The sequence below is a fragment of the Pseudomonas sp. GW821-FHT11D10 genome, from assembly GCF_058808435.1.
In genome coordinates, this window is the sequence record NZ_JBXARR010000004.1 from 315,238 (window position 1) to 337,763 (window position 22,526).

The 22,526-nt window shown below is 61.7% G+C and carries 21 protein-coding genes; 14 read left to right on the top strand and 7 right to left on the bottom strand.

Going from position 1 to position 22,526, the window contains the following annotated elements; translation table 11 throughout:
* Positions 1–22 precede the first annotated feature (22 nt).
* A complete protein-coding gene (locus AC1RT4_RS15100) occupies positions 23–901 on the top strand; it encodes a LysR substrate-binding domain-containing protein (protein ID WP_074688417.1) in 879 nt (292 codons plus the stop codon).
* Between the two features lie 68 nt (positions 902–969).
* On the opposite strand, the gene AC1RT4_RS15105 is transcribed toward AC1RT4_RS15100, so the two are convergent.
* Positions 970–1,584 (bottom strand): NAD(P)-dependent oxidoreductase, encoded by a 615-nt coding sequence (locus AC1RT4_RS15105; protein WP_273899239.1) that lies wholly within the window; start codon positions 1,582–1,584, stop codon positions 970–972.
* A 46-nt stretch (positions 1,585–1,630) separates the two neighbouring features.
* Positions 1,631–2,509 carry an MBL fold metallo-hydrolase gene (locus tag AC1RT4_RS15110; protein WP_493086001.1) on the bottom strand — a complete coding sequence of 293 codons (879 nt, stop codon included), beginning with the start codon at positions 2,507–2,509 and terminating at the stop codon, positions 1,631–1,633.
* Between the two features lie 115 nt (positions 2,510–2,624).
* On the opposite strand from AC1RT4_RS15110, the gene AC1RT4_RS15115 reads away from it, so the two are divergent.
* Both AC1RT4_RS15115 and AC1RT4_RS15120 read left to right on the top strand, forming a co-directional pair.
* Positions 2,625–3,530, top strand: a complete 906-nt coding sequence (locus tag AC1RT4_RS15115; RefSeq protein WP_493086003.1) for a LysR family transcriptional regulator — start codon at positions 2,625–2,627, stop codon at positions 3,528–3,530.
* An 86-nt stretch (positions 3,531–3,616) separates the two neighbouring features.
* Positions 3,617–3,793, top strand: a complete 177-nt coding sequence (locus tag AC1RT4_RS15120; protein ID WP_007953274.1) for a hypothetical protein — start codon at positions 3,617–3,619, stop codon at positions 3,791–3,793.
* A gap of 9 nt (positions 3,794–3,802) precedes the next feature.
* Here AC1RT4_RS15120 and AC1RT4_RS15125 read toward each other — a convergent pair whose 3' ends face one another.
* The gene (locus AC1RT4_RS15125; RefSeq protein WP_493086005.1) at positions 3,803–4,699 is read right to left on the bottom strand and encodes a helix-turn-helix domain-containing protein; all 897 of its coding nucleotides are present in this window, start codon (positions 4,697–4,699) and stop codon (positions 3,803–3,805) included.
* Positions 4,700–4,877: 178 nt separating this feature from the next.
* On the opposite strand from AC1RT4_RS15125, the gene pobA reads away from it, so the two are divergent.
* Positions 4,878–6,071, top strand: coding sequence for a 4-hydroxybenzoate 3-monooxygenase (gene pobA / locus AC1RT4_RS15130; RefSeq protein ID WP_493086007.1), 1,194 nt, complete (start codon positions 4,878–4,880; stop codon positions 6,069–6,071).
* A gap of 79 nt (positions 6,072–6,150) precedes the next feature.
* On the top strand, positions 6,151–7,668 hold the full coding sequence (locus AC1RT4_RS15135) for an MDR family MFS transporter (protein WP_273899232.1): 1,518 nt from the start codon (positions 6,151–6,153) through the stop codon (positions 7,666–7,668).
* A 44-nt stretch (positions 7,669–7,712) separates the two neighbouring features.
* Here the strand turns inward: AC1RT4_RS15135 and AC1RT4_RS15140 are convergent, their stop codons facing one another.
* From AC1RT4_RS15140 to AC1RT4_RS15155, 4 genes are all read right to left on the bottom strand, one after another.
* Positions 7,713–8,561 carry a cache domain-containing protein gene (locus AC1RT4_RS15140; RefSeq protein WP_007953267.1) on the bottom strand — a complete coding sequence of 283 codons (849 nt, stop codon included), beginning with the start codon at positions 8,559–8,561 and terminating at the stop codon, positions 7,713–7,715.
* A gap of 124 nt (positions 8,562–8,685) precedes the next feature.
* Positions 8,686–9,564, bottom strand: a complete 879-nt coding sequence (locus tag AC1RT4_RS15145; protein WP_493086010.1) for an ATPase — start codon at positions 9,562–9,564, stop codon at positions 8,686–8,688.
* A gap of 116 nt (positions 9,565–9,680) precedes the next feature.
* A complete protein-coding gene (locus AC1RT4_RS15150) occupies positions 9,681–10,673 on the bottom strand; it encodes an NAD-dependent epimerase/dehydratase family protein (RefSeq protein ID WP_493086011.1) in 993 nt (330 codons plus the stop codon).
* Positions 10,674–10,727: 54 nt separating this feature from the next.
* On the bottom strand, positions 10,728–11,621 hold the full coding sequence (locus tag AC1RT4_RS15155) for a LysR family transcriptional regulator ArgP (protein WP_493086013.1): 894 nt from the start codon (positions 11,619–11,621) through the stop codon (positions 10,728–10,730).
* A 96-nt stretch (positions 11,622–11,717) separates the two neighbouring features.
* On the opposite strand from AC1RT4_RS15155, the gene AC1RT4_RS15160 reads away from it, so the two are divergent.
* The 9 genes from AC1RT4_RS15160 to AC1RT4_RS15200 all read left to right on the top strand — a co-directional run bounded on the left by AC1RT4_RS15160 (position 11,718) and on the right by AC1RT4_RS15200 (position 22,523).
* Positions 11,718–12,119 carry an ACT domain-containing protein gene (locus AC1RT4_RS15160; protein ID WP_493086015.1) on the top strand — a complete coding sequence of 134 codons (402 nt, stop codon included), beginning with the start codon at positions 11,718–11,720 and terminating at the stop codon, positions 12,117–12,119.
* A 5-nt stretch (positions 12,120–12,124) separates the two neighbouring features.
* Entirely contained in the window at positions 12,125–12,727 is a 603-nt protein-coding gene (locus tag AC1RT4_RS15165; protein ID WP_007953256.1) for a LysE/ArgO family amino acid transporter, read from the top strand.
* Positions 12,728–12,902: 175 nt separating this feature from the next.
* Positions 12,903–13,499 (top strand): superoxide dismutase, encoded by a 597-nt coding sequence (locus AC1RT4_RS15170; RefSeq protein WP_003227660.1) that lies wholly within the window; start codon positions 12,903–12,905, stop codon positions 13,497–13,499.
* A 356-nt stretch (positions 13,500–13,855) separates the two neighbouring features.
* Positions 13,856–15,907 carry a putative bifunctional diguanylate cyclase/phosphodiesterase gene (locus AC1RT4_RS15175; RefSeq protein ID WP_011335711.1) on the top strand — a complete coding sequence of 684 codons (2,052 nt, stop codon included), beginning with the start codon at positions 13,856–13,858 and terminating at the stop codon, positions 15,905–15,907.
* Positions 15,908–16,091: 184 nt separating this feature from the next.
* Positions 16,092–17,438: an imelysin family protein gene (locus tag AC1RT4_RS15180; RefSeq protein ID WP_179693920.1), complete on the top strand. Its 1,347-nt coding sequence runs from the start codon at positions 16,092–16,094 to the stop codon at positions 17,436–17,438.
* A 155-nt stretch (positions 17,439–17,593) separates the two neighbouring features.
* The gene (locus AC1RT4_RS15185) at positions 17,594–19,021 is read left to right on the top strand and encodes a di-heme oxidoreductase family protein (RefSeq protein WP_493086018.1); all 1,428 of its coding nucleotides are present in this window, start codon (positions 17,594–17,596) and stop codon (positions 19,019–19,021) included.
* A gap of 26 nt (positions 19,022–19,047) precedes the next feature.
* A complete protein-coding gene (locus tag AC1RT4_RS15190; RefSeq protein WP_085610853.1) occupies positions 19,048–20,112 on the top strand; it encodes an imelysin family protein in 1,065 nt (354 codons plus the stop codon).
* Positions 20,113–20,126: 14 nt separating this feature from the next.
* The gene (locus AC1RT4_RS15195) at positions 20,127–21,227 is read left to right on the top strand and encodes a DUF1513 domain-containing protein (protein ID WP_230733220.1); all 1,101 of its coding nucleotides are present in this window, start codon (positions 20,127–20,129) and stop codon (positions 21,225–21,227) included.
* A gap of 147 nt (positions 21,228–21,374) precedes the next feature.
* A complete protein-coding gene (locus AC1RT4_RS15200; RefSeq protein ID WP_493086021.1) occupies positions 21,375–22,523 on the top strand; it encodes an efflux RND transporter periplasmic adaptor subunit in 1,149 nt (382 codons plus the stop codon).
* The last annotated feature ends 3 nt before the right edge of the window (positions 22,524–22,526 follow it).

The window sequence follows — 22,526 nt, forward strand, 5'->3', positions numbered from 1 at the left end:
TCACGTCATACCTTGGATCCACATGAAACGACTGCCTCCCCTGCCCGCCCTGCATACGTTTCTGATCACCGCGCAGTGCTGCAACTTCACCCGGGCCGCCGAGCAGTTGCACATCACTCAGGGTGCGGTGAGCCGGCAGATCGCCGGGCTGGAGGAACATCTGGGTTATGAGCTGTTCATTCGCCTGGCCCGGGGCCTGGAGCTGACGGCCGAAGGTCGCGAATGGCTGCCACGGGTGCAGCAGGTGTTCAGCCTGATCGGCGACTCGGTGGAGCAGATCGGCGCCAAGCGCGAGACCCTGCAACTCAAGGCGCCGAGCTGCGTGATGCGCTGGTTGTTGCCGCGCCTGCTGCAATGGCAGCGCGAACGCCCGGACGTGCCGGTGAAACTCACGGCGTCGCTGCAGCACGGGGTGGATTTTCATCGCGAACAGTTCGACGCGGCGGTGATCTACGGCACCGCGCCCCACGACTCACCCGCGACCCTGCATCTGTTCGATGAACAACTGACGCCGGTCTGCTCGCCGACGCTGCTCAACGGTGGGCCGGCCCTGCACACACCGGCAGACCTGCAACAGCATCTGCTGCTGCACCCGACTCACACGGATGACGACTGGACACTCTGGCTCGAAGCCGCCGAACTGCACTTGAGCAATATCGCCAGCGGTCAGCATTTCGAGACGCTGGATCAGGCGATGTCGATGGCGTCCCACGGGACCGGGGTGGCGATCGGCGACTGGTCACTGATCGGCGACGATTTGAACGCCGGGCGACTGGTGATGCCGTTCGATCTGAAGGTGAAGACGGGATTGGGCTATTACATCGTGGCGCCAGCGTCGGAGCCGTCGGCGAAATTGCAGGAATTGATGGGGTGGTTGGTGGAGCAGGCTCATACCCGCTAATCGAGGATGATCTTTCCCACGCCGAACCGGTGATCGTTCCCACGCTCCGCGTGGGAACGATCCAGTACTTAATATCCGACGGTGAACCGCTGACGCGAATGCTTCGGCGTTTCCACTTCGTCGATCAGCGCAATCGCATAGTCGGCAAACGTAATCGAGCTCTGGCCTTCAGCACTCACCAGCAAGTCATCCTTGCCGACCCGGAACTTGCCGGTGCGCTCGCCTTCGACAAACAGCGCCGACGGCGACAGGAACGTCCAGTCCAGCTCCTTCTCCTGACGCAGCGCATCAAGGAACGCTGCACCGGCGCTGGCCTCAGCCTTGTACTCAGCCGGGAAACCGGCGCTGTCGATCACTCGGGTGCCGTCCGGCAGCAACAGCGAACCGGCACCGCCGACCACCAGCAGACGTTTCACCCCGGCCTGTTTCACCGGACCGATCAGCGCGCTGGCCGGCACCGTAGCGAAATGCGCGGCACTAATCACCACATCGTGACCGGTGACGGCGTCTTGCAACGCGGCGGCGTCCAGCACGTCGACATTCTTGCTGACCACACCGGCGCGGGCGCCGATCTTCGAGGTATCCCGGGCGATGGCGGTGACGCTGTGGCCGCGACGCAGGGCTTCTTCCAGCAGTTGGCTGCCGGCACGGCCGGTGGCACCAATGATTGCGATCTTGCTCATGACATTCTCCAGTTGGCTTGAGAGTGCTGCGTTTTTCAGAATCGGGTTACCACTTCATCTCACCCTTGGCGACTTTGGCGCTCAGCTCCAGCGAGCTTTCTTCGCCCAGTGTCGGGTAGCGTTTTTTCATCGCGGCGATCAGCGCGGCAGAGTCCTTGGCCTTGGCGGTTTCTGCGTCGAACGCCTTGATGTAGTCGGCGGTGAACTTCACAGCAGCCAGTGAACGGGCGCTGTCACCCAGGTAGTGACCCGGCACCACGGTTTTCGGTTTCAGGGTTTCGATCGAGTGCAGGGTTTCCAGCCAGTCGGCGTGGGATTGCGCGGTCTGGGTGTCGGCCATCCACACGTGGATGTTCTCGGCGACAACCACACCGCCGACCACGGCTTTCAACGAAGGAATCCACACGAAGCTGCGATCCGGTTGCTTGCCTTCCAGGCCGACCACCTGAAGTTTCTGCCCTTCGAGCATCAGACTGTCGCCCTTGAGCACGCCCGGCACGATGGTTTTGGCCGGCACGTCGGCGCCCATTTTCGGACCCCAGAACGCGAGTTTGCCGTCGACGGTTTGCTTGATGTGATCAACGGTTGGCTGCGAGGCCAGGACCTTGGCATTCGGGAAGGCCTTGGTCAGGGTGTCGAGACCGAAGTAGTAATCCGGGTCACCGTGGCTGATGTAGATAGTGGTCAGTTGCTTGCCGCTGGCGCGGATCTTTTCCACCACTTGCTCGGCCTGGGATTTGCCGAACTGCGCGTCCACCAGAATCGCATTTTTCTCGCCGCTGACCAGCACCGAAGTCACCGGGAAGATCGCGTTGGTGCCCGGGTTGTAGACATCGAGGGTCAGGTTCGCGGCCGCTGCATGGGCAGCAAAGCCGAGGGTGGCGGTGGCCAGTAAAACGCGCTTGAGGGTGGTGAAGCCGATCATGGGTTGCTCCGCTGTTCGAATGCCGTGCTTGGCGATGGGGACAGAGCTTAGTTGCCAGACTCGTAACAAAAAATGCGATGCTTGAACATAGTTTGTTTCTGAAAGCGGGCAAATCATGGATCGTCTCCAAGCAATGCGGGTGTTTGTCACGGTAGTGGATCTGGGCAGCCAGTCGGCGGCGGCCGATCACCTGGACCTGTCGCGGCCGGTGGTGTCGCGCTATTTGGCGGAACTGGAAGACTGGGTCGGCGCGCGCCTGATGCACCGCACCACGCGCAAGTTGAGCCTGACCGCCGCCGGCAACGAAATCCTGCCGCGCTGCCGGCAGATGCTGGAGCTGTCCGGCGACATGCAGGCCGCCGTCAGCGAACCTGCCGATGCACCACGGGGTTTGTTGCGGATCAGCGTCAGCACCTCGTTCGGCCAGGCGCAACTGGCCGATGCCATGGCGGCGTTCGTCAAAGCGTATCCGGGGGTGAACATCGACCTGCAAATGCTCGATCGCACCGTGAACCTGGTGGACGAACGCATCGACCTGGCGATCCGCACCAGCAACGACCTCGACCCCAACCTGATCGCCCGGCGCCTGACGGTCTGCCGTTCGGTGGTTTGCGCCGCGCCCGTCTATCTGCAGGATCATCCGCAGCCGCAGCGCGTAGAAGATCTGAGCCGGCACAACTGCCTGACCCATTCCTACTTCGGCAAAAGCCTGTGGCATTTCGAGGAGGATGGCGAACCGGTCTCGGTGCCGGTGCAGGGCAACATCAGCGCCAACGAGGCCAGCACCCTGCTGCGCGCGACCCTGGCCGGCGCCGGCGTGGCGATGCTGCCGACCTATCAGGCCGGCGTGCATGTGCACAGCGGTGAACTGGTTCGCCTGCTGCCCCATGCCGAGCCGCGGCAGATGAACATCTACGCCGTCTATGCCTCGCGCAAGCACATGCCGGCGGCGCTGCGCTGCATGCTGGATTTTCTGGTGCAGCGCTTTCCCGAAAACCCGCAGTGGGATATCGGGCTGTAATCCCGTTCGCAGAGCCGCTGGCAACTCCACGGCGCTGACCTATGCTGAAAGTAGTACCCAAGGGTATTCGTTCAGAGGTCAACGCCATGAACACCAGAACAAGAAGATACCTCGCGATTTTCATCACCTGCGCGGCCACGCTGGCGCTGTATGGCACCGCGGCGTGGCGCGTGGAACAGTTGCGGCAACTGCCCCGTGAGTACGCGAGCTGCAACTTCGAGCGCTGCATCCCTCACAACGCCACCCTCAACGCCCTGCGCTGATACAGGACGTCAGGCGTCGTCGTTCTGCTCGGCCTTCAAGCGGTCGCGGAACGCCTTTGGCGAGATCCCCACCCGGCGCCGGAACAGGCGCGTGAAGTTGGTCGGATCGGAAAACCCCAACACCTCGGACATCTCGTAAATGGTCATGCTGGTGTAAGTCAGCAGACGCTTGGCTTCCAGCAATTGACGCTCGTGCATGATCTGCAACGCCGGCTGCCCCGCCAGTTCACGGCAGGTGCCGTTGAGGTGCGAGACGGAAATCCCCAGCCGATGGGCCAGGTCTTCGACCTTGACGTGCTGTCGGTACGTCTCCTCTACCAGTTGAATAAAACCATTGAGGTATTCGCGCTGACGTTGCGGGCGTTGCGTGGCGTTGTGACGGTGGATCGCCTGGCGGCTGACCCAGACCATGATCACGCTGACCAGCGAATGCATGAGCATTTCCCGCGCCGGTTGATGGCCGTTGTACTCGGCCTGCAACGCGGCAAACAGACTGTTGAGGTAGTCCGCGTCCTTGCCCGCCGGATAACTTTCGGCCTGGGCCAGGGCCTGCACCGCGCTGCCCAGTTGCGCCTGCAAATGGTTGATCAACGGTGTGGCGAGGGTGACGACAAATCCTTCGACGTCCTCGGAAAAACGGAATCCATGCACCGATAATGGCGGCAGGATCTGGATCGCGGCTTCGTTCAGTTGCGTGCGTTGGCCTTCGATTTCAAGCTCTGCCTGACCTTTGAATACGAAGAGCAACTGGCACAAATCGGCGTGGCGGTGGGGTTTGATTTCCCATTGGTGTTCGCGGCTGCGTTTGGAAATGGTTTCACAGTGCAGCAAGTCAGGGGTCGGCCAGTCCAGGCTTTCACCGTAGAGCTTGAACACCGGAATCGAAGGCAGGTCAGGCTTGTTCATCACTTCAATCCAGGCCTCGAGGTTTGCGGGCGATAATCGCACCGATTGGCAGAATGTACAGGTATCGGCTCAGTTTTCACCTTCAATTGACAGACCCGCAAGGGAAAAATGCAAGCACTCGAATCCTGAAAATCATTCACCGGCCGTTGTCGCGTGAAGCTTGCGAGTCATAAAAACAATGAAAACGCTGAAAACCCAAGTCGCCATCATCGGCGCCGGTCCGTCCGGATTGTTGCTCGGCCAACTGCTGCACAACGCCGGCATCGACACCCTGATTCTGGAGCGCCGGACACCTGACTATGTACTCGGCCGAATCCGCGCCGGCGTCCTTGAACAAGGCATGGTAGAGCTGTTGCGCGAGGCTGGCGTGGGTCAGCGGATGGATGCCGAAGGTCTGGTGCACGGTGGTTTCGAACTGGCCCTCGACGGGCGCCGGATCCACATCGACCTGCAAGCCCTGACCGGTGGAAAAACCGTGATGGTCTACGGCCAGACCGAGGTCACCCGCGACCTGATGGCCGCTCGTCGGGAGACCGGCGGACAGACAATCTATGAAGCCAGCCATGTCGTTCCCTGTGGCATGAAAAGCGACGAAGCCTACGTCACCTTCGAAAAGGACGGCGAAACCTGGCGCGTCGATTGCGACTACATCGCCGGTTGCGACGGTTTCCACGGCGTGGCCCGACAGTCGATTCCCGAGGACTGCCTGAAAGTCTTCGAACGGGTTTATCCGTTTGGCTGGCTGGGGATTCTCGCCGACACGCCACCGATTCACGATGAACTGGTCTACGCCCGTCACGAGCGCGGCTTCGCCCTGTGCAGCATGCGCTCGGCGACTCGCACCCGCTATTACCTGCAAGTGCCGGCCGAAGAAAACGTCGACGACTGGTCGGATCAGCGTTTCTGGGATGAACTGCGCAATCGTCTGCCGGAGGATCTGGCGCACAAACTGGTGACCGGTCCGTCGATTGAAAAGAGCATCGCGCCGCTGCGCAGTTTTGTGGTTGAGCCGATGCAGTACGGGCGGATGTTTCTGGTCGGGGATGCGGCGCACATCGTTCCGCCGACCGGTGCCAAAGGTCTGAATCTGGCGGCCAGCGATGTCAGCACTTTGTTCAGGATTCTGCTGAAGGTTTATCGCGAAGGTCGCACCGAGTTGCTGGAAAAATACTCGGAGATCTGCCTGCGCCGGGTGTGGAAGGCCGAACGGTTTTCCTGGTGGATGACTTCGATGCTGCACCGCTTCGACGAGCATGATGATTTCAGCCAGCGAATCTGCGCTTCGGAACTGGACTACTTTGTCAGCTCGGAGGCCGGTCAAAAAACCATTGCAGAAAATTACGTCGGGCTTCCTTATGAGGCTATCGAATAGCTTCCTACCGACTTACACTGGCGAGCACTCACCCGCTCGCCGTGGCACTGCGGGTCAATCACTGCCCGCAGGTTCGCCCGTGACCAATCTCAACCATCCCGAAACGCCCAAACCGGCCATTCGCAGCGTGCTGGTCGCGCTGATGATGGCGATCTTTCTCGGTGCGCTGGACCAGACCATCGTCGCGGTTTCCATGCCGGCCATCTCCGCACAGTTCAAGGATGTCAGCCTGCTGGCCTGGGTGATTTCCGGCTACATGGTGGCGATGACCGTGGCGGTGCCGATCTACGGCAAGCTCGGTGACCTGTACGGGCGGCGCAAACTGATGCTGTTCGGCATGGGCCTGTTCACCCTCGCCTCGCTGTTCTGCGGCATGGCCCAGAGCATGGAGCAACTGGTGCTGGCGCGGATTTTCCAGGGCATCGGAGCCGGCGGGATGATTTCGGTGAGCCAGGCGATCATCGGCGACATCGTGCCGCCTCGCGAACGCGGGCGTTACCAGGGCTATTTCTCCAGCATGTACGCGGTGGCCAGTGTGGCCGGCCCGGTGCTCGGCGGTTACATGACCGAGTACCTGTCATGGCGCTGGGTGTTCCTGATCAACCTGCCACTGGGCCTTGGCGCGTACTGGGTGGCGCGACGCAACCTGATCGGCCTGCCGATTCCCCAGCGCAAACCAATCATCGATTATCTCGGCACGCTGCTGATGATCATCGGCCTGACCGCGCTGTTGCTGGCGATCACTCAGGTCGGCCAGGGCCATGCGTGGCGCAGCAGTGAAGTGCTCGGGCTGTTCGCTTGCGCGGTGGCGGTGTTGGCGGTGTTCGTCTGGCACGAACGACGCGCCCGGGAGCCGTTGCTGCCGATGCACCTGTTCACCAACCGCAGTGCGCTGCTGTGCTGGTGCACGATTTTCTTTTGCAGCTTCCAGGCGATTTCGTTGATTGTGCTGATGCCGCTGCGCTTTCAGAGCGTGACCGGCGCCGGGGCCGACAGCGCGGCATTGCACTTGCTGCCGCTGGCGATGGGCTTGCCGATCGGCGCGTATTTCGCCGGACGTCGCACCTCGATCACCGGTCGCTACAAACCGCAGATTCTGACCGGTGCGCTGCTGATGCCGATCTCGATCCTCGGCATGGCCTTCAGCCCGCCCGATGCGACGCTGCTCAGCAGCCTGTTCATGTTGCTCAGCGGGATCGCCGGTGGAATGCAGTTCCCGACCTCGCTGGTCGGTACGCAGAATTCGGTCGAGCAAAAGGACATCGGCGTAGCGACCAGCACTACCAACCTGTTCCGCTCTTTGGGCGGTGCGGTGGGCGTGGCGTTGATGTCGGCGCTGTTGCTGGCGTTGTTGCAGGACTCCAGTTTCGCCCACCTGGCCGGCAGCTCGCTGATGAGCGAAGGGCATTCCGGCAACGTGCTGCTCGACGGCCTGAACGCGGCGCCCGGCGATGCGCAGAATGCCTTGCGTGCCGAATTGCTGGTGACGTTCCGGCATTTGCTGATGGTCAGCGCGGCGGTGTCGCTGCTCGGGCTGGCGGCGGCGATTGCGATGCCGAACCGGTTGCTGCGGGGCCGTGAGCACGGCGCCCGCTGATTGATGCCGATGGCTCCCACGCGCGGCGTGGGAGCTTTCAGCAATCAAGCACTGTAATAACCGACCGCCACCAGCATGTTTCCGACCTTCTTCAAGTAGGCATGCTTGTCCTCGACCTTGCCGGTCACCGGGTTTTTCCAGCGGTACTCGTACTCGCCCTCATCCTGTTTGCCGATCAGCGCCAGAATCGGCTCGCCCACCGGTTTGCCTTCCGGGTCATCGACCTTGGCGAAATCGGTGTTGATCAGCCGCAGATTGGTGCCGTGGGCGACGTAGCGCTTGTTGTCGAGATTGACCACGAACACATACAGGTCGTCCTGCAGGTAACCGCCCTTGAGTGAGTTGATCGCGGACAGCGTGCCCTTCTCGTCCTTGGTCAGGTCGGTGGCCGCTTTGTCGAGCAACGCTTTCGCCTGCTCCGCCGACGCACGCGGCAAGTAGTAACCCACCGCCAGAATCCGCTGACCGATGCGTTGATAGTAAACGTGCTTGCGCTCGACCTTGCCGTCGGACCAGTTCTGCCAGCGGTATTCGGCCTGCTGGATGCCGTTGCCTTCCGGCACTTTCAAGGCGTCCTTGAAGGACTTCTGCAAGTCCGGCCCGAGGACTTCGCTGACGTCGCGACCGATCAATGCCGACGACGGCCCGCCACTGGCAAGCATCACGCCCTTGGTGTCGACCACGAACACGTAACGGTCCTTGTCGACGAATTCGCCCTGACGGCTGAACGCCGCGAACGCCTTGTCGCCGTTGTCGTGGTAATAGGCCAGCGCCTTTTCCAGCAAGGCGATGGCGGCCTTGCTGTCATCTTTTTCCGTGGTGGCCGCGTTGGCCTGACCGAAACTCAACAGCAGCACCGCGCCGAGCCAGGCCAGCTTGTGCACAAACCCCATGACGCATCCCTCGTTCTTGTTGGTGTTTCAAGAGCGTAGACGGCCTGAACGCATGTATGGATATTCAGAAAGCTTCTGAATGTTGCTGTGGCGAGGGCGTTCGCGCCCTCGCCACACAAGTGGCTTACGGACGAGCGTTGAGTTGCTGTTGCAGGTTCTGGATCTGCGCTTGCAGGGTGTTGATGTTGCGGGTCATCTGCCCACGGAACGCATCGAACTCGGCGGTGTTGGTGCCACCCTGCGCAGCGGCCGGACGGTTGTCCTGCTCGCTCTTGAGGATGACGATTTCCTGCTCCAGACGATCGATCGCAGGGTTCGACCCACCTTGTTTCTTCAGGGCCGTGATGTCGGCACCGAGGCTCTTGAACTGCGCATCGAAACCCTTCACCTGTGCATCGAAGCTCTTGAGCTGGGCGTCGACCTTGCTGGTGTCGGCCGGCGTGCTTTTCAGCGTGGCCAGTTCGGCGCTCAGGGTTTTGACCTGGGCCTGCAACTGAGTGTTGGCGTTCTGTTGTTCAGTGGCCTGGGCGGTCATCTGCGCCAGGCGCTTGTCCAGATCCGTCGCCTGCCCGGCCACGCCCTGCTGCTGTTTGCTCTGATCCTGAAGCGCACTTTGCAGCTGTTTGATCTGCAGCTTCAGGGCTTCGCTGTCGGTGGTGACATTGGTCTGGCTGGCCACGACTTTGCCGGAAATGTCCTGCAAACGCCCCGCCGCTTCCTCACTGATGCGCGCGAAACTTTCCTGAGTCGCCACCAGTTGCTGCTCCATCAGCGAAATCTGCTGGAAGCTCCACCAGGCCAGACCGATGAATGCGAAGAACAATGCACCGACGAGTGCCCACAACGGTCCGGTGCTGGCGGCTTTGACCTTGACCACCGGCGGCGTGCGCGAATGCACGGAGGTCCGGGCGGTGGTGGTAGGAAAATCGTCGTCATCGAGGGTATCGGCGCGCAGGCTCGGTACATCGTCGAAATCGTCGTGGGCATCGTTACGCATGGACATTGAGGCAACCTTTGTGAAACGCAGTGATGGCAGATTGGTGCGAAGTATAAACCCCTCAGCCGCAGGGATTGACCCTCAAGCGGCAGAGCGGTTCATTGCCGGCCGGCCGATTCGTTTCAACGAATGTCCTGGGCTTTCCACCAACTGCAGAACTCATCGAGAGCCGTCCACAGACTGACTTTCGGATCGTAGTCCAGATAATGCCGGGCGCGACTGATGTCGAGGGTGAAATTTTTGTTCATCACCTGCATGCCCAGGCGCGACAGGGTCGGCTCGGGACGCCCGTGCCAGAGCTTGCACACACCTTCGTTGAGCGCCGCCACGCTGTAGGCCAGACCGTAGGAACGGTACTTGGTGACCTGTGGGACTTCCATCTTTCGCATCACGTAATTGACCACATCCCACAGCGGCACCGGGGCGCCGTTGCTGATGTTGTAGGCCTTGCCCAGCGCGGAGGTGTCGGCCAGCAGGCTGCTGAGCATCGCTTCGTTGAGGTTGTGCACGCTGGTGAAATCGACCTTGTTCAGACCGTTGCCGATGATCGCCAGGCGGCCCTTGCGCTGCATGTTCAGCAAGCGCGGGAAGATGCTCATGTCACCGGCGCCGGTGACGAAACGCGGGCGCAGGGCAAGGGTTTCGAGGCCGAATTCCTGGGCGCCGAAGACCTTTTGCTCCGCCAGGTATTTGGTCGCGGCGTAGTGATGCTTGAAGCGCTTGGGCACTTGTTCTTCGGTCAGGCCGAGATGATCGCGACCGTCAAAGTAGATCGAGGGCGACGACAGATGCACCAGCCGCCGAACCCGTTGTTTCAGGCAGGCCTCAACCACGTTTTCGGTGACTTGCACGTTGCCCTGATGGAAGTCCTGATACCGGCCCCACAAGCCGACCGCGCCGGCGCAATGCACCACGGCTTCGACATCGCTGCACAGCGCACGCACCAGATCCGGATCGCTCAAATCGCCTTGAACGAACTCGGCACCGCGACGCACCAGATGCTCGACACCCTCGGCCCGGCGACCGTTGACCCGCACGTCCAGGCCCTGCTCCAGGGCGAAACGCGCAAAGCGTCCGCCAATGAAGCCGCTTGCGCCGGTGACCAGAATTTTCATGTAGAGCTCCGCTGTCTTTCGTTTTGCCTGATTCGTGAGTCTTGACGCTGGCCGTCAGTCCAACGGCACCAGCCATTGCGCCGACGAGCGCACCAATTGCTCGGTCAACAGCCCGAGCAACTGACCGCCATTGCGCCAATGATGCCAGTACAAGGGCACGTCGATCGGTTTATCTGGCAACAGTTCGCGCAGTACGCCGCGCTCCAGTTGCTCGCGCACCTGTAATTCCGGCACCAGTCCCCAGCCGAGCCCGGCTTCGGTCAGGCGGATGAAACCTTCGGATGACGGGCACAGGTGATGTTCGAAACCGCCATCGACGCCGAGAAAGGCGAGGTAACGATGCTGGAGAAAATCGTCCGGGCCAAACACCAGCGCCGGGGTGCGCGGTAACTGTTCGGCCCGCACGCCGTCGGGGAAATGCCGCTCGATGAACGCCGGGCTGGCCAGCGCCCGATAGCGCATCGCGCCGAGCAACACGCTGCGCGCGCCTGCCACCGGACGCTCACTGGCGCACAGACAACCGGCCACTTCACCGGCGCGCATGCGTTTGAGGCCGACGGTCTGGTCTTCGACGATCAAGTCCAGCAAAAGGTGTTGTTCGGCGCAGAAATCGCCCACCGCCTCCGCCCACCAGGTGGCGAGGCTGTCGGCATTCAGGGCGATGCGCAGGCGCTCCGGCAGGCCTTCTTCATCCAGCGCCGGCACCAGCGTCTGCAAATCCCGTTCGAGCAGGCGCACCTGCTGCACATGGTTGAGCAGGCGCCGGCCAATTTCGGTCGGCGACGGCGGCGTGCCGCGCACCAAAACCGGCTGGCCGACCCGCGCTTCCAGCAGTTTGATCCGCTGGGAAATCGCCGATTGCGAAAGGCCCAGCACCTGCGCCGCCCGTTCGAATCCGGCCTGCTCGACCACGGCGGCCAGAGCGGAAAGCAATTTGTAGTCGAACATCAGTTTTCCTAATGAGCGATCAGCACTATTGGTTTTTCTTATACAGCGTCAACCGGGAGAATAGCCAGCAAGTACTCTTTATCAAGGACCACCCCCATGGCTGGCGAAACCTCATTGACCACCCTGCTGCGCAGCATGAGCCCGCAGCTCAATGCCGGCGAATACGTGTTCTGCACCTTGCGCGACGGTCAGTTGCCGAGCGGTCTGGAGGTCGTAGGCAGTTTCCGTGAGCAGGAAGGCCTGACAGTGATTATTGAACGGTCCCACGCCGAGCGCGCCGGTTTCAGCTTCGACTACGTCGCGGCCTGGATCACCTTGAACGTGCACTCGGCGCTGGAAGCCGTCGGCCTGACCGCCGCATTCGCCACCGCACTGGGCAAGGCCGGCATCAGCTGCAACGTGATTGCCGGTTATTACCACGACCATCTGTTCGTCGGTCAGGCCGACGCCGAACGCGCCATGCAAGTGCTGCGCGATCTCGCAGCCAACGCGGAGTAACCGTCATGTGGCAAAGCTATACCAACGGTTTGCTGGTGGCGTTCGGACTGATCATGGCGATCGGTACGCAGAACGCCTTTGTCCTGGCGCAGAGCCTGCGGCGTGAACATCACCTGCCGGTCGCGGCGCTTTGTGTCGCCTGCGATGCGTTGCTGGTAGCGGCCGGTGTGTTCGGTCTGGCCACGGTGCTGGCGCAGAACCCGACGTTGCTGGCGGTTGCCCGCTGGGGCGGCGCGGTGTTTCTGATCTGGTACGGCAGCCAGGCGTTGCGCCGGGCCTTCTCGAAACAGAGCCTGCAACAGGGTGAAAACCAGACCGTGCGCTCACTGCGGGCGGTGATGCTCAGTGCACTGGCGGTGACGCTGCTCAACCCGCACGTTTATCTCGACACCGTTCTGCTGATCGGTTCTCTCGGTGCGCAACAGTCGGTGCCCGGCGCTTATGTCGTCGGCGCGGCGAGTGCTTCGCTGCTGTGGTTCTTCACCCTCGCGTTCGGCGCGGCATGGCTCGCCCCTTGGCTGGCACGGCCGAGTACCTGGCGGATTCTCGATCTGCTGGTGGCGGTGATGATGTTCACGGTGGCGGGTCAGCTCATTCTGGCTTCGTGATTATTCCAAACAGCTCTGGAACCTCTATCCCACACAGTTGTTGCGTGGTTAAGCCGCACCCCCGGTGCTATGATCCGAACCCTGCGCCGCAAAGAGTAAAAACTCGCCGGTGCATTTCTGGCCGCCCGTGATCGGCCTTGCGCTCACCGCAACAGACCTGATTAGGAGAATCATCATGGCTTTCGAATTGCCGCCGCTGCCTTACGCACACGATGCCCTGCAGCCGCACATTTCCAAGGAAACCCTGGAATTCCACCACGACAAGCACCACAACACCTACGTCGTGAACCTGAACAACCTGGTGCCAGGCACCGAGTTCGAAGGCAAGACCCTGGAAGAAATCGTCAAGACTTCCTCGGGCGGCATCTTCAACAACGCCGCTCAGGTCTGGAACCACACCTTCTACTGGAACTGCCTGGCGCCAAACGCCGGCGGTCAACCAACCGGCGCACTGGCTGAAGCCATCAACGCGGCTTTCGGTTCGTTCGACAAGTTCAAGGAAGAGTTCAGCAAAACCTCGATCGGCACCTTCGGTTCCGGCTGGGGCTGGCTGGTGAAAAAGGCTGACGGTTCCCTGGCTCTGGCCAGCACCATCGGCGCCGGCAACCCGCTGACCAGCGGCGACACCCCGCTGCTGACCTGCGACGTGTGGGAACACGCTTACTACATCGACTACCGTAACCTGCGTCCTAAGTACGTCGAGGCGTTCTGGAACCTGGTCAACTGGAAGTTCGTGGCCGAGCAGTTCGAAGGCAAGACCTTCACCGCTTAAGCTGCACGCCAGACAAAAAACCCGGCTATTGCCGGGTTTTTTTCTGCCCGCAGAAATCATCGAGGGTGCGTCCCATCACAAACAGGGCCTTTTCCCACACGCAAAGCAGCGCTTCTCGCCTTGCTCCCAAGCCACGGCGAACTACCATCAAAAGAGGAAAAATTGTCCGACGCCCCTCAAGTTGGAGGCCAAAACTACCGACACAGTACAAATAGGGCAAATACTCCAGACAGCAGCATTTCGGCCAAGGCCACGGACAAATTTTCCGCGGCTCGATTGTCCCTTTGACTGCCAACACGGGATTGCCAATACTCATGGCAACTTGACGCTACCCGCACGGAACAAGGAATAACCCTTTGAAGCTGGAACTCAAGAACAGCTTGTCGGTGAAGTTGCTCCGGGTCGTGCTCCTGTCGGCATTGATCGTCGGCGTGGTCTTGAGCTGCGCGCAGATCGTTTTCGATGCCTATAAAACACGCCAGGCCGTCGCCGGCGATGCCGAACGCATCCTCGACATGTTCCGCGATCCCTCAACCCAAGCTGTCTACAGCCTGGACCGGGAGATGGGCATGCAGGTGATCGAAGGCCTGTTCCAGGACGACGCCGTGCGCCAGGCCTCCATCGGCCATCCCAACGAAGCGATGCTCGCGCAGAAATCCCGTGAGCTGCAGCATTCCAACAGTCGCTGGCTGACCGACCTGATCCTCGGCCAGGAACGCACGTTTACCACCCAACTGGTGGGACGCGGCCCCTATAGCGAATATTACGGCGACCTGAGCATCACCCTCGACACGGCCACCTACGGTCAGGGTTTCATCGTCAGCTCGGTGATCATCTTCATTTCCGGCGTGTTGCGCGCCTTGGCCATGGGCCTGGTGCTGTACCTGGTCTATCACTGGCTACTGACCAAACCACTGTCGCGGATCATCGAACACCTCACCGAGATCAACCCGGACCGCCCCAGCGAACACAAGATTCCGCAACTCAAGGGCCACGAAAAAAACGAACTGGGGATCTGGATCAACACCGCCAACCAGTTGCTCGAATCCATCGAACGCAATACCCACCTGCGCCACGAAGCGGAAAACAGTCTGCTGCGCATGGCCCAGTACGATTTCCTCACCGGCCTGCCGAACCGTCAGCAATTACAGCAGCAACTGGACAAGATCCTGGTGGATGCCGGCAAGCTGCAACGCCGGGTCGCGGTGTTGTGCGTCGGGCTGGATGACTTCAAGGGCATCAACGAACAATTCAGCTACCAGACCGGCGACCAGTTGCTGCTGGCACTCGCCGACCGCCTGCGCGCCCACAGCGGTCGCCTCGGCGCCCTCGCTCGTCTCGGCGGCGACCAGTTCGCCTTGGTGCAGGCCGATATCGAACAGCCTTACGAAGCGGCGGAACTGGCGCAGAGCATTCTCGATGACCTGGAAGCGCCGTTCGCCCTCGATCATCAGGAAATTCGCCTGCGCGCGACCATCGGCATCACCCTGTTCCCGGAGGATGGCGACAGCACCGAGAAGCTGTTGCAGAAAGCCGAGCAGACCATGACCCTGGCCAAGACCCGCTCGCGCAATCGTTATCAGTTCTACATCGCCAGCGTCGACAGCGAGATGCGCCGCCGTCGCGAACTGGAAAAAGACCTGCGCGACGCCTTGCTGCGCGATCAGTTCTACCTCGTCTATCAGCCGCAGATCAGCTATCGCGATCATCGCGTAGTCGGCGTCGAGGCATTGATCCGCTGGCAGCATCCGGAACACGGTCTGGTGCCGCCGGACCTGTTCATCCCGCTGGCCGAGCAGAACGGCACCATCATCGCCATCGGCGAATGGGTGCTGGATCAGGCCTGCAAGCAACTGCGCGACTGGCACGATCAGGGCTTCGTCGACCTGCGCATGGCGGTCAACCTGTCCACCGTGCAACTGCACCACGCCGAGCTGCCACGGGTGGTCAACAACCTGTTGCAGATGTACCGCCTGCCACCGCGCAGTCTCGAGCTGGAAGTTACCGAGACCGGCCTGATGGAAGACATCAGCACCGCCGCCCAGCACCTGCTGAGCCTGCGCCGCTCCGGCGCCTTGATCGCCATCGACGACTTCGGCACCGGTTATTCATCGCTGAGTTATCTCAAGAGTCTGCCGCTGGACAAGATCAAGATCGACAAGAGCTTCGTCCAGGACCTGCTGGATGACGACGATGACGCGACCATCGTTCGTGCCATCATTCAACTGGGCAAGAGCCTGGGCATGCAGGTGATCGCCGAGGGCGTGGAAACCGCCGAACAGGAAACCTACATCATCTCCGAAGGCTGCCACGAGGGTCAGGGTTACCACTACAGCAAACCGCTGCCGGCGCGCGAGTTGAGCATTTACCTCAAGCAGGCCCAGCGCAGCAACGCAGCCATCCTCTGAAACCTGTCTGCAACGCCCGGTCCGCCGGGCGTGCTCTACGCTGTTGATCCAGCGCAACCCCCGCGCAAATAGGAAATATTTCCAGCTACAACCCTTTACACATAATGCGAAAGATTTGCATTATGTCGCAGCTTTTGCGCACCCCCGCGCCTGTCCACTCAATTACCGAAGCAGGATGTTCGCCATGATTCGTATGCCTCTGGCTACCGCCAGTCTGCTGGCCATCGCTATTTCCCTCGCCGGTTGCGGCGAAGGTAAAGACAAAGAAAAGGCCGCCGCTCCTGCGCCGACTCCGGCTGCGAGCACCGCTGCACCGGCTGCGCCTGCTGCTGCCGGTAAAGTCGACGAGGCCGCCGGCAAAGCCGTTGTCTCGCACTACGCCGACATGGTCTTCGCCGTTTACAGCGATGCCGAATCCACCGCGAAAACCCTGCAAACCGCCATCGACGCGTTCCTCGCCAAGCCGGACGCCGACACCCTGAAAGCCGCCAAGGCTGCCTGGGTCGCCGCCCGCGTTCCTTACCTGCAGAGCGAAGTGTTCCGCTTCGGCAACACCATCATCGACGACTGGGAAGGTCAAGTGAACGCCTGGCCTCTGGACGAAGGCCTGATCGACTACGTCGACAAGTCCTACGAACACGCACTGGGCAACCCGGGCGCCACCGCCAATATCATCGCCAACACCGAAGTACAGGTCGGCGAAGACAAGGTCGACGTCAAAGACATCACCCCGGAAAAACTCGCCAGCCTGAACGAGCTGGGCGGTTCCGAAGCCAACGTTGCCACCGGCTACCACGCCATCGAATTCCTGCTCTGGGGCCAGGACCTGAACGGCACCGGCCCTGGCGCCGGCAACCGTCCGGCCTCGGACTACCTGGAAGGCAAAGGCGCCACTGGCGGTCACAACGATCGTCGTCGTGCCTACCTGAAATCCGTGACCCAGCTGCTGGTCAGCGACCTGGAAGAAATGGTCGGTAACTGGAAGCCGAACGTGGCCGACAACTACCGCGCCACCCTGGAAGCCGAACCGGCTGAAAGCGGCCTGCGCAAAATGCTGTTCGGCATGGGCAGCCTGTCCCTGGGCGAGCTGGCCGGCGAGCGCATGAAAGTGTCCCTGGAAGCGAACTCCCCGGAAGACGAACAGGACTGCTTCAGCGACAACACCCACAACTCGCACTTCTACGATGCCAAGGGCATTCGTAACGTTTACCTGGGCGAGTACACCCGCGTCGACGGCACCAAAATGACCGGCGCGAGCCTGTCGTCGCTGGTGGCCAAGGTTGATCCGGCTGCCGACACCGCGCTGAAAGCCGATCTGGCCGCCACCGAAGCCAAGATCCAGGTCATGGTCGATCACGCCAACAAGGGTGAGCACTACGATCAGTTGATCGCGGCCGGCAACACCGCCGGCAACCAGATCGTCCGCGACGCCATCGCTTCGCTGGTCAAGCAGACCGGTTCGATCGAAGCCGCTGCCGGCAAACTGGGCATCAGCGACCTGAACCCGGACAACGCTGATCACGAGTTCTGATCACAGCGTCCGCGTTAAAAAAGGCGACCTTCGGGTCGCCTTTTTCGTTCAGGCTGACCTGACGTGCATCAAGCAAACGATAATTCCTCTTATTCAAACCCCCTCGCCCTGTTAGACTTTGCGCCTTTAAATTCGCCCCTCTTGCAGGAAGTCTGATGCCCTCGCTGCCTCTTCGCTTGTCCGCACTGTTTCTGGCCCTGGGCCTGAGTGCCTGCGATGACGCCCCGCGTTTCACCAAGGCCGAGCCGGGTGAGGCCCGTTCCGGCGGCGCGGCGACCGTGCGCAAGAGCGATCAGAACGCGTTTTCCCTGCCGGCGGCCAACCTGCCGCCCTCGCGGCGGGTGGACTTCAGTGTCGGCAACAGCTTCTTTCGCAGCCCGTGGGTGATCGCGCCGTCGACCACCACCGCACGCGATGGCCTCGGCCCGCTGTTCAACACCAACGCCTGCCAGAACTGCCACATCAAGGACGGCCGCGGTCATCCGCCGACGCCGGATGCGGCCAACGCGGTGTCGATGCTGGTGCGTCTGTCGATCCCCGATTCGCCGGCCTATGCCAAAGTCATCGAACAGGTGGGCGTGGTACCGGAGCCGGTCTACGGCGGCCAGTTCCAGGACATGGCCGTGCCCGGCGTCGCGCCGGAAGGCAAGGTGCGGGTCGATTACACGCCGGTGCCGGTCCGCTTCAAGGACGGCACCGAGGTCGAGCTGCGCAAACCGGTCCTGCAGATCACCCAGCTCGGCTACGGCCCGATGCACCCGGACACACGTTTCTCCGCACGCGTTGCGCCGCCGATGATCGGCCTGGGTCTGCTCGAAGCGATTCCGGAAGAAGCGATCCTCGCCAACGCCGCCGCACAGGCCAAAGAGAACAACGGCATCAACGGCCGGCCCAACCGGGTCTGGGACGATGAGCAGCAAAAGACCGTCATGGGACGATTTGGCTGGAAAGCAGGCCAGCCGAACCTCAATCAACAAAATGTTCACGCGTTTTCTGGTGATATGGGCCTCACCACCAGCCTAAGACCGTTTGATGACTGCACCGACGCGCAAACCGCCTGCAAACAGGCGCCGAACGGCAACGGCCCGGACGGCGAACCGGAAGTCAGCGACAACATCCTGCGCCTGGTGCTGTTCTACAGCCGCAACCTCGCCGTTCCCGCCCGCCGTGGGGTCAACGATGCGCAAGTGCTGGCCGGCAAGAATCTGTTTTTCCAGGCGGGATGCCAGTCCTGTCACACACCGAAATACACCACCGCTGCCAACGCGGCCGAACCTGAACTGGCCAATCAAGTGATTCGCCCGTACAGCGATCTGCTGCTGCACGACATGGGCGAAGGCCTGGCGGACAACCGCACCGAATTCCAGGCCTCCGGCCGCGACTGGCGCACCCCGCCGCTGTGGGGCATCGGCCTGACGCAGGCGGTCAGCGGCCACACCCAGTTTCTGCATGACGGCCGCGCCCGCAATCTGCTCGAAGCGGTGCTCTGGCACGGCGGCGAAGCGAAAACGGCGCAGCAACAGGTTTTGTCTTTCAACGCCGAGCAGCGTGCCGCGCTGCTGGCGTTCTTGAACTCACTTTAAACACTTAAAAGAATCGGGAGCCCGACATGTTCCGTCCCAAGCTGTTGTTCACCAGCCTTGCCGCACTGGCCCTCGGCGCGTGCTCGCCGCAGGATCCGCAAGCCGTCACCTCGGCGGCCATCGCCAAATCGGTGATCCTGCCGACCTACACCCGCTGGGTCGAAGCCGACAAGCAACTGGCCGTCAGCGCCCTCGCCTACTGCCAGGGCAAAGAGTCGCTGGACACCGCCCGTGCCGACTTCCTGCACGCGCAGAAAGCCTGGGCCGAGTTGCAACCGCTGTTGATCGGCCCGCTGGCCGAGGGCAACCGTTCGTGGCAGGTGCAGTTCTGGCCGGACAAGAAAAACCTGGTCGGCCGTCAGGTCGAGCAACTGGTCAGCGCGCAGCCGCAGATCGACGCCGCCGCCCTGGCCAAGTCCAGCGTCGTGGTTCAAGGCCTGTCCGCTTACGAGTACATCCTGTTCGACGCCAAGCCTGACGTGGCCAACGACGCACAGAAAGCCAAGTACTGCCCACTGCTGGTGGCCATCGGCGAGCGTCAGAAACAACTGGCCGAAGAGATTCTCAGCAGCTGGAACAACACCGACGGCATGCTCGCGCAGATGAGCAAGTTCCCGAACCAGCGCTACGCCGATTCCCACGAAGCGATCGCCGATCTGCTGCGGGTACAGGTCACTGCCCTCGACACCCTGAAGAAAAAACTCGGCACGCCGATGGGCCGTCAGAGCAAGGGCGTGCCTCAGCCGTTCCAGGCCGACGCCTGGCGCAGCCAGTCTTCCATGGAGTCGCTGGAAGCCAGCCTCGCAGCGGCCAAAACCGTCTGGGAAGGCGTCGACAACAAAGGCCTGCGCGGCTTGTTGCCGGCTGAGCAAAAGCCGCTGGCGGACAAGATCGATGCAGCCTATGCGGCGTCGCTCAAACTGTTCGGCAGCACCCAGCGCTCGCTGACCGAAATGCTCAACGATGACGCCGGTCGCCAGCAGCTCAACGACATCTACGACAGCCTCAACGTCGTCCACCGCCTGCACGAAGGCGAGCTGGCCAAGGCGCTGGGCATCCAACTGGGCTTCAACGCCAACGACGGTGATTGATGAGGGCACGTGCCATGCTGCGACGCCAGGCTCTGACTTTAGGTAGTTTGCTGCTGGGAGCAGTGACACTGGGCGGCTGGACGCTGTTCAAACGCAAGGACCAAAGCCCGCTGCTGTTGTCGGCGCGGGACGACACCGACGGCAAGCACTACGCCGTCGGTTATCGGCTGGACGGCACTCAGGTGTTTGCCACCGAAGTCGGCCAGCGCTGCCACGACATCATCAATCACCCGACGCTGCCGATCGCGCTGTTCGTTGCCCGCCGGCCGGGCACCGAGAGCTACCTGATCGACCTGCGCAACGGTGGATTGCTGCAAACCGTGACGTCGCAGCCGAACCGGCATTTCTACGGCCACGCGGTGATCCACCACAGCGGCGACTACCTGTACGCCACCGAAAACGACACCACCGATCCGGGCCGTGGCCTGCTCGGGGTGTACAAATTCGAAGGCGAACGGCTGGTGCACAGCGGCGAGATTTCCACCCACGGTCTCGGCCCGCATCAGGTGTCGTGGATGCCCGACGGTGAAACCCTGGTGGTGGCCAACGGCGGGATTCGCACCGAGGCCGAAAGCCGGGTCGACATGAACCTCGACGCCATGGAACCGAGCCTGGTGCTGATGCAGCGCGACGGCACTCTGCTGAGCAAGGAAACCCTCGCCCAGCAGATGAACAGCGTGCGCCACCTGGGGATCGCCAGCGACGGCACCATCGTCGCCGGCCAGCAATTCATGGGGCCTTCCCACGAGCGCTCGGAGCTGCTGGCGATCAAACGTCCCGGCCAGCCATTCGTAGCGTTCCCGGTACCGGAGCATCAGTTGCAGTCGATGGGGCATTACACCGCCAGCGTCGCCGTACACAGCGACCTGCGCCTGGTGGCACTGACCGCACCGCGCGGCAACCGCTTCTTCATCTGGGATCTGGACAGCGGCGAAGTGCGCCTCGACGCCCCGTTGCCTGACTGCGCCGGCGTCGGTGCGGTGAAGGATGGTTTTGTCGTGACCTCCGGTCAGGGACGTTGCCGCTACTACGATTGCCGTCAGGACGATCTGCTGGCCAAACCGCTGGATTTGCCCGCAGGGCTCTGGGACAACCATCTTCATCTGATGGCCTGAAATTCGCCGCCGACCGCTCGGTCGGCGGCAGCGCTTTTTTCTATCGCCGCCCTTCATACCCTGTAAAAACTGGCAGTTGGAATCCCTGCCGGACTCGGGGTAATGTGCCCGCCTGTCTCGCCTGATTTTCTCCAAGGAACTGGAAATATGCTGCGTCGCCGCATGCTGATCATGTTGGGTGTTGTACTGCTGATCGTTCTGCTTCTCGCCGGTTACAAGGCCTTCTCGATCTATACGATGATCCAGGGCTTTTCCAAGCCGAAGCCGCCGATCAGCGTCGCCGTGGCCACGGCCGTCGAGCGCCCGTGGCAGATGCGTCTGCCCACCGTCGGCACGCTGAAGGCGCTGCAAGGCGTCGACCTGAGTCTGGAGAACGCCGGCACCGTCACCGAGCTGAAGTTCGAATCGGGCCAGAAGGTCAAGGCCGGCCAGCCCTTGCTGCAACTGGACAGCGCCGTTGAAGCGGCCTTCCTCGAAACCGCCAAGGCCGATCTCGGTCTCGCGCAGCTGGATTACGGTCGCGGCAGTCAGCTCGTCGGCAGCAGCGCCATCTCCAAAGGCGAATTCGACCGGCTCTCGGCGCAGTTGCAAAAGAACAAGGCCACGGTCAATCAACTCAATGCGGCGCTGGCGAAAAAACGCATCGTCGCGCCCTTCAGCGGCACCATCGGCATCCGCCTCGTCGATATCGGCGACTACCTCGCCAGCGGCACCAAGATCGCCACCCTGCAGGATCTGAGCAGCCTCTACGCTGACTTCTACGTGCCCGAACAGTCAGTGCCGAAACTGGCCATCGGTCAGCCGGTACAGATTACGGTCGCGGCGTACCCCGGCCAGCACTTCACCGGCGCCATCACCGCGATCAACCCGATCGTCGAAAGCACCACCCGTAACATTCTGGTCCGCGCCACCCTGGCCAACCCCGACGGCAAGTTGCTGCCGGGCATGTTCACCAGCATCGAGGTGCTGCTGCCGGATCCGCAGAAACACATCGTGGTCCCGGAAAGCGCGATCACCTACACCCTCTACGGCAACTCGACGTACGTGGTCACCCAGAAAAAAGCCGAAGACGGCACCGTCGAAAAAGACGACAAGGGCCAACCGGTGCTGATCGCCGAGCGTCGGTTCGTCGAGACCGGCGAACGCCGCGAAGGTCAGGTGATGATCAACAAGGGCGTGCAGAGCGGCGAACAGGTGGTGACGGCCGGCCAGATCAAACTGGACAACGGCGCCCACATTGCCATCAGCGACGACAAGACCCTCGGCGAGCAGAACAGTCCGCCCCGCGCCGACTGATCA